This is a genomic window from Micromonospora sp. NPDC000207 (assembly GCF_040300925.1).
Taxonomy (GTDB): Bacteria; Actinomycetota; Actinomycetes; order Mycobacteriales; family Micromonosporaceae; genus Micromonospora.
The window spans coordinates 1-6,314 of the sequence record NZ_JBEPEQ010000189.1 but is presented as its reverse complement, the minus strand read 5'-3'; the positions used below and the strand labels follow the sequence as shown (position 1 = coordinate 6,314).

Here is a 6,314-nt window from a genome sequence, read left to right as displayed (position 1 = left end):
GGTCAACGCCGCCCTGGACATCCACCATGATGATCCGGCGTTCGGCTACCGGTTCATCGCCGACGAACTCCCCGCCCACGGCATCACCGCCGGCCCGAACCGGGTCGCCCGGTTGTGCTCACAGCAGCGCATCTGGTCGGTCTTCGCCAAACGCAAGGGCCTGACCAGACGGGCCGGTCCCAGTCCCTTCGGGCGCACAAGATCATCAGAAGCCTGACCTGCCGATACGGTGGTCAGGCTTCTGGCTTTCTCTGTCCCTTGTGGTCGGTTGGGTGCTCGGATGGTGCTCGTGCGACGAGCATCCCTCGCGTCCGGTCCGATCCGGGTTGTTGTGATGAGTGCGGGCCTTGGCCAGGGCGGCGAGGTGACCGGTGTGGTGCCCGCTCGGCCTCCTCCAGCACAACGTCCTCGACCGGCGGACATGGCGGCCCCTGCCCCCTCGTCACCCACCGACTGCTCCGGCGGTGCAACGAAAACGTCTGCTGGTTCCGTTCTACCTCCGTATCGGTAGTTCTCCGGAGGGTGTCAGATGCGAGTGAAGAGACTTCTTGTCGGCGTGGTGACGTTCGCTGCCGTGCTGGTGGCGGGCGCTCCGGCCGCCGCCGTCAGTGGGGGTGAACGGGCTGCGCCCGGTGAGTTCCCGTGGATGGTCCGGATCCTGCCGGTGGGTTGTGGCGGAACCCTCATTCATCCGCAACTGGTGCTCACCGCCCAACACTGCGTCGACGAGCAGCCGGGCGACAGCTTCACCGTGGTCTCCGGCACCGTCGACCTCAAACACCCCCGCCGGACGACCACCAGATCCACCGCCCACGTCGGCGGAGCCGAGTGGTGGAACGGAGCGGACTGGGCGGTGGTCAAGCTGGAACGGCCGCTGAACCTGCCCACCCTGCGGCTCGCCACCGCGCCCCGGCAGCTGCAGACGATGACGGTGACCGGCTGGGGGACGAAGAAGGCAGGTGGCCCCCAGGAACGCTTCCTCCGCAAGGTGGAGCTGCCGTTCCTGCCGGACGCGCAGTGCTTCGACGATCCCTGGTGGGTCGAGCACCCCGAGTACCCGAGGTCGACGATCTGCGCGAAGTCGGTGGACCAGAAGAGCCACTGCCCCGGTGACTCCGGTGGACCGGCCCTGCGCCGGCTCCCCAGGGGCGGCTGGGAACAGGTCGGCATCGTGAGCGCCGGCTCGGACTGTGACTGGGACGCCGGCGAGGAGCCGACCCCCAACTACACCGACGTCGCCTACTTCAGCCAGGGCATCCAGGGTGCCATCGACCAACTGCTCTCCAGCAGCAGCTGATCACCACCTCGACCGTGGTGGCCTGACCGTCCGACGAGTATCCCTCAGGGCCGGTCAGGTCAGGTCGGGGAGCAGACGTCGTTGCGCCATGCCCAGGCGGCGATCTCCACGCGGTTGCGGGCGGCGAGTTTGCGCTGCACGTTGGCCAGATGGGTCTTGACAGTCGACAGCGTGACGTAGAGCCGTCCGGCGATCTCGTCGTTGGTGTGGCCGTGCGCCACCAGTCGGACGACTGCGAGTTCGCGTTCGGTGAGCGGCTCCGTGGGGGGCGACTCCACCGTCTCCTGCTCGGTGTCGCGGCGGGGGGCGAGGTGGGAGAGGAGGCGTACGGTCACCGCCGGCGAGATCAGCGAGGTGCCCTCGGCGGCTGCGCGTACCGCCTCCACCAGCAGGTTGGGCGAGGTGTCCTTGAGGAGGAACCCGCAGGCGCCGTTGCGCAGCGCCCGGTACACGTACTCGTCGAGGTCGAAGGTGGTGACGATGAGGACGTTGAGCGGGTTCCGGACGGTCGGGCCGGCCAGGAGCCGGGTCGCTTCGAGACCGTCGAGTTTCGGCATCCGGATGTCGAGCAGGCACACGTCGGGGCGGAGGCGGCGGGCCTGGTCGACGGCGGCCTCGCCGTCCGCCGCCTCGGCCACCACCTGGATGTCCGGCTGGGTGCCGAGGATCATGCGGAAGGCCGTACGGATCATGTCCTGATCGTCGGCGAGCAGGATCCGGATCGTCATCGGCTCTCCTCGACTGCTGCTCCGGTCGCCGACCGACGTAGCGCCGACCGACGTAGCGCCGACCGCCATCCACCTGTCGTGGAAGGGTCGGTGACGGGCAGGGCCGCGGTGACCTGCCACCCCGATTCGACAGGCCCGGCCGAGAGTTCGCCTCCGGCGGCGCGTACCCGCTCGCTGAGCCCGGTCAGGCCGAAGCCGCCGGCCGGCAGGGGCGACTCGGTGGGTGTTCCGTCGTTGCGGATCGACACCTCGGCCAGGTCGGGCCGGTCGGGGTGGATCCGGAGACGGATGTCGATCCGGGTGGTCCCGCTGTTGTGACGCAGCACGTTGGTCAGCGCCTCCAGCACCGTGTGGTGCGCGGCGTCGAGGCTGGCCGGGGGCCACTGGAGGCCGGAGAGCGCCTCGTCGACCGAGACCGTGGGCGTGGGGTGTCCGGGCGTCAGGGTGCCGACGACCTCGGTCAGCATCTCGTCGAGGTCGGCGTGGGCGGTCGCGGTAGCTGGTGTCTCGTCGCGCAGGATGCCGACGAGTGTACGCATCGAGGTGAGGGCCTGGCCGCCGGCCTGTTCGACGCCGGCCAGCAGGGTGTCCAGGTCCTCGGGCGACGGGGCGGTTCCCGCGCCGGTGACGAACCGGATGGCGCGGGTCTGCGCGACGATGGCTGTCACGTGGTGGGCGACGTAGTCGTGCAGGTCGCGGGCGTGGTCCATGCGTTCCGCCTGCCGGGCCAGCCGGTCCAGGTCGGCCCGACGGCGCTCCAGCAGGCGCAGGTACAGGCCGAGCAGTGCCAGGAACAGCACCCAGGCGGTCAGTACGGCGGCTACCAGGCTGCCGTCCTGTGCCATCGTCGGCGCGTTGACCGGGTGGAACAGGACCCGGGTCGGCAGCAGCCCGATCGCGAGGACCGTCAGGGCGGCCGGGGCCGCCGCGTACCGGATCGGGTGTTGCATGACCAGTCGGATCATCGCCACCGAGAGCACTACGAACTCCACGATGCCGAACGTGTGCTCCGGACGCAGCGCCGGCACGAGCCCGAAGGTGGCCGAGACCGCGAGGGACACCGACGCGGCCACGGCGACCGCGACCGGGCGGGCCTCGGCCAGCAGCAACACGGCGACCGCGAGGAGCCCGCTGACGATCATGGCGAGCTTGGCGGGAAGGGTGGGGCCGTCCAACCCCTCGACGACGACGAGGGCCGCCGCCACGACGGCGAGCAGGCCCACCATCACCCGCTGCCACCGGGGTCCCGGAAAAATAATCAGCACGGAAGGCCACGGTACGACACCGGCACGTGGGCGGCGTAGTTCTTTCGGCCGAACCCCCGCAGTGCCGCTCGGCAACTCGGCCGAGGTGGATCACCGTCCCGCCGTCGCACCATCGAAGCCGTACGGAATCGACGAACGGAGAAGATCGTGGCGACGACAGTGCAGGCTGAAGGTCTGCGAGTGAGAACAGGCCGATACCTGGCCGTCGACGGCGTGGACCTGGATCTGGGCACCGGTGTCCATGGACTGCTCGGCCCGAACGGCGCCGGCAAGACCACACTGATCCGAGCCCTGGCGACAGTCCTGCGCCCCCACGACGGTCGGCTCCGGTTGCTCGGGCAGCCGATGGACGGGCGACCCGACCTGCGGGCGGTACGGCGAGCCCTGGGCTACCTGCCCCAGGAGTTCGGCTACTACCCGCGGTTCACGGTGTCCGAGTTCGTCGAGTACATGGCGTGGACCAAGGACGTGCCCTCCGGCGAGCGTCGCCGTGCCGTACGGAACGCGATCGAGCGGGTGGGTCTGGTCGACCGGGCGGACTCACCGATGAAGGCCCTCTCCGGTGGCATGCTGCGGCGGGCCGGCATCGCACAGGCGATCGTCAACGGGCCGGAGTTGCTGCTGCTCGACGAGCCGACTGTGGGCCTCGACCCGCAGCAGCGGCTCGACTTCCGGGCGATGCTGCGTGACCTCGGCGAACGCTCCTGCGTCGTGGTGTCGACCCACCTGGTCGAGGACGTGGCGGCGGCGTGTACGAGCGTGGTGCTGGCCGACGCCGGCCGGATCGTGTTCCACGGGACGCCGGACGCCATCGCGGCGGCCGGTGGTCCCGGCGACGCCGGGGACAGCCCGATCGAGCGCGGCTACTCGGCGCTGATCACGCGGCACCGTGCCGGACTGGGGGTGGCGTCGTGACCCGCATCCTCCGGATCGAACTGCGCCGTTGCGGCGCACTTCTCACAGGGGCGGCGACGGCCGCGGTCGGCGTGGCGGGGCTCTACGTCCTCGCGCTCACCGGGCAGACCGACCTGTGGGACCAGCAGTGGAACCTGCTCGCCGTCTTCCAGCGCATCATGCTGGTGATCCTCTGGCCGCTGGCGCTGGCCGGCGGTGCCTGGCAGGCCGGCCGGGACCGGCGCAACCGGATCGAGGAGCTGCTCGGCACCACACCGGCTCCCCGATGGCGGCGGATGCAACCGTCCGCAGTGGTCACCGCTGCGTGCCTCGTCGGCGGGTACCTGGTCGTGCTGGTCGCCGGGGCACCGAAGGTCGCTGTCGCCGCCGGCTATCTGGGCAGCGGTTGGCTGCTGGTGGCGCTCGTCGGCGCACTGACACTTGTCGCTGCGGGTTGGCTCGGCCTCGGCGTGGGCAGGCTGCTCCCGCACCCGTACACCCCTGCCGTGGCGGGAGTGGGCAGCCTCGCCGCACTTCTCGCGGCGATCGAGGTGACCAGGCCCAGCGAGGTCACGGACCCCGGGGCGGCCCTCCTGCTGCCCTTCTTCACCAACACGATCTCCGAGTTCGAGATGGTCGCCGGCTCCGTCAGCGCGGGCCAGGCCTGGTGGTTCGGCGGGTTGGCCGCCGGGGGACTGGTGCTCTACCTCGCGAGGAACCCGCTGGTACGACTGCTCGCCGTGGTTCCGCCGGCACTGGGGCTGGTGCTCGCCGCTCCGATGCTGACCGTACCCCTGGAGAAGGCCTTCCCCGTCGACCCGGCCGCGGTGGCCGAGGTCTGCACCACCGACGACGGTCCCCGGGTCTGTGTCACGGCAGCCCACAGCCGGCAGCTCCCCGCTCTCGTCGCACCGGCCCGGGACGCGCTACGCCTGCTCGAGAAGCTGCCGGACCCGCCGGTCTCGGTGCACGAGGTGGTGCCGAACTCGGATCGTGCACAGCCGGCGACCGAGGCGTGGGTGGACAGCGGCAACCTCGGGTTGACCCGCGACCCCGCCGACGTGACAGCCCGCATCCTGGCCGGGGCCGGTACCCCGATGTGCGTCCGCGCCGACGACGACGCGTACCTCGACGTGCTGCGCGCCCGGTCCGTGGCGGCGGCCTGGCTCTACGGGAGCTATCCGGTGCCCGGTCAGACCCTCTTCGGGGACGAGCAGGCCGTCCGCGACGGGATGTGGGAGACGTTCACCGCGCTGCCGGCCGACGAGCAGGTACGCCGGGTCGCAGCGGTCCGCGCCGCCGGCCTGACCTGCGGTGACCAGGCCGCCGCCCTCGGCATCGGAGCCGACGGATGACGCCCCTGCTCCTGTTCCTGCGTTCCCGTGAGGTGCCGCGTGGGCTGCTCTACGCGGTGCCGGCCATGGCCCTGATCGCCTGGTTCGGTGCCGCTCAGGACGACCCGAGGCACGCCGTCACTTCCGCCGCCCTCGCCCTGGCACTGGGCGTGGCAATGCTCGGCAACGGGCTCGGCGGGCCGGATACCACACTGGACGCGACGGCGGCGATCCGCTGGACGCCCCGCCGCGCGCTGCACCTGGTCGCGATGACGGTGGTCGCCGGCACCGTGGTGACAGTCGTGACGACGGCCCCGGTCGGCGTCGTCCTGCGTGACGCGGCGGGTTTCACCGGGCTCGCCGCCCTGGCCGCGACGCTGTTCGGCCGGCGACTGGCCTGGACCCTGCCGGTCGTGACGGGCTGCGTGTCCGCCGGTGTCCCAGCGGTGCCGGAGCCGTTCGCGTTGTACCTGGTCACCTGGGCGGGCCAACCGTCTGACAGCGTGGCGGCGATGACGACGGCCGGGGTCTTCGCCGTCACCGGTGCCGCCGCCTACGTCATGCGCGGCCCCCGGGTCGACTGATCAGCCCTCCCGCCATGAGGGCCCGGGGGGAGAACAGTGGCGGCCGGGCCGTGTGGCCCGGAGGAACAACGGTGGCGACCGGGCCGCACGGCCCGGGGAAAACAGAGGCGGGGGGGGGGCCCGGGCCCGGCCCCCCCCGCCCGGGGGGGGGAGCCGCAGCCCGGCGGGGGGGGGGGGGCGCCGCGCGGTAGGGAGAGGGGGGGGGTGGGGAA

General features: G+C 71.5%; 6 protein-coding genes and 1 pseudogene. 5 read left to right on the top strand and 2 right to left on the bottom strand.

Annotation, left to right across the window (positions count from 1 at the left end; genetic code table 11):
- Together ABT336_RS26535 and ABT336_RS26530 are read left to right on the top strand one after the other, a co-directional pair.
- Positions 1-181, top strand: a pseudogene (locus ABT336_RS26535) (helix-turn-helix domain-containing protein); the annotation flags it as partial.
- A 348-nt stretch (positions 182-529) separates the two neighbouring features.
- Positions 530-1,297 carry a S1 family peptidase gene (locus ABT336_RS26530; protein ID WP_350900198.1) on the top strand — a complete coding sequence of 256 codons (768 nt, stop codon included), beginning with the start codon at positions 530-532 and terminating at the stop codon, positions 1,295-1,297.
- Positions 1,298-1,356: 59 nt separating this feature from the next.
- Here ABT336_RS26530 and ABT336_RS26525 read toward each other — a convergent pair whose 3' ends face one another.
- Together ABT336_RS26525 and ABT336_RS26520 are read right to left on the bottom strand one after the other, a co-directional pair.
- Complete coding sequence (locus ABT336_RS26525) at positions 1,357-2,025, bottom strand: response regulator (RefSeq protein ID WP_350900196.1); 669 nt, start codon at positions 2,023-2,025, stop codon at positions 1,357-1,359.
- Complete coding sequence (locus ABT336_RS26520) at positions 2,022-3,290, bottom strand: sensor histidine kinase (protein WP_350900194.1); 1,269 nt, start codon at positions 3,288-3,290, stop codon at positions 2,022-2,024. The genes ABT336_RS26525 and ABT336_RS26520 overlap by 4 nt, the downstream gene beginning before the upstream one ends.
- 147 nt (positions 3,291-3,437) lie before the next feature.
- On the opposite strand from ABT336_RS26520, the gene ABT336_RS26515 reads away from it, so the two are divergent.
- Genes ABT336_RS26515 through ABT336_RS26505 form a run of 3 tightly spaced genes read left to right on the top strand, consistent with a single transcriptional unit; the run spans position 3,438 to position 6,102 of the window.
- Positions 3,438-4,205 carry an ATP-binding cassette domain-containing protein gene (locus tag ABT336_RS26515; protein ID WP_350900192.1) on the top strand — a complete coding sequence of 256 codons (768 nt, stop codon included), beginning with the start codon at positions 3,438-3,440 and terminating at the stop codon, positions 4,203-4,205.
- Positions 4,202-5,539, top strand: coding sequence for a hypothetical protein (locus ABT336_RS26510; protein ID WP_350900190.1), 1,338 nt, complete (start codon positions 4,202-4,204; stop codon positions 5,537-5,539). Before ABT336_RS26515 ends, ABT336_RS26510 begins: the two co-directional genes overlap by 4 nt.
- Complete coding sequence (locus ABT336_RS26505) at positions 5,536-6,102, top strand: hypothetical protein (RefSeq protein WP_350900188.1); 567 nt, start codon at positions 5,536-5,538, stop codon at positions 6,100-6,102. The genes ABT336_RS26510 and ABT336_RS26505 overlap by 4 nt, the downstream gene beginning before the upstream one ends.
- The last annotated feature ends 212 nt before the right edge of the window (positions 6,103-6,314 follow it).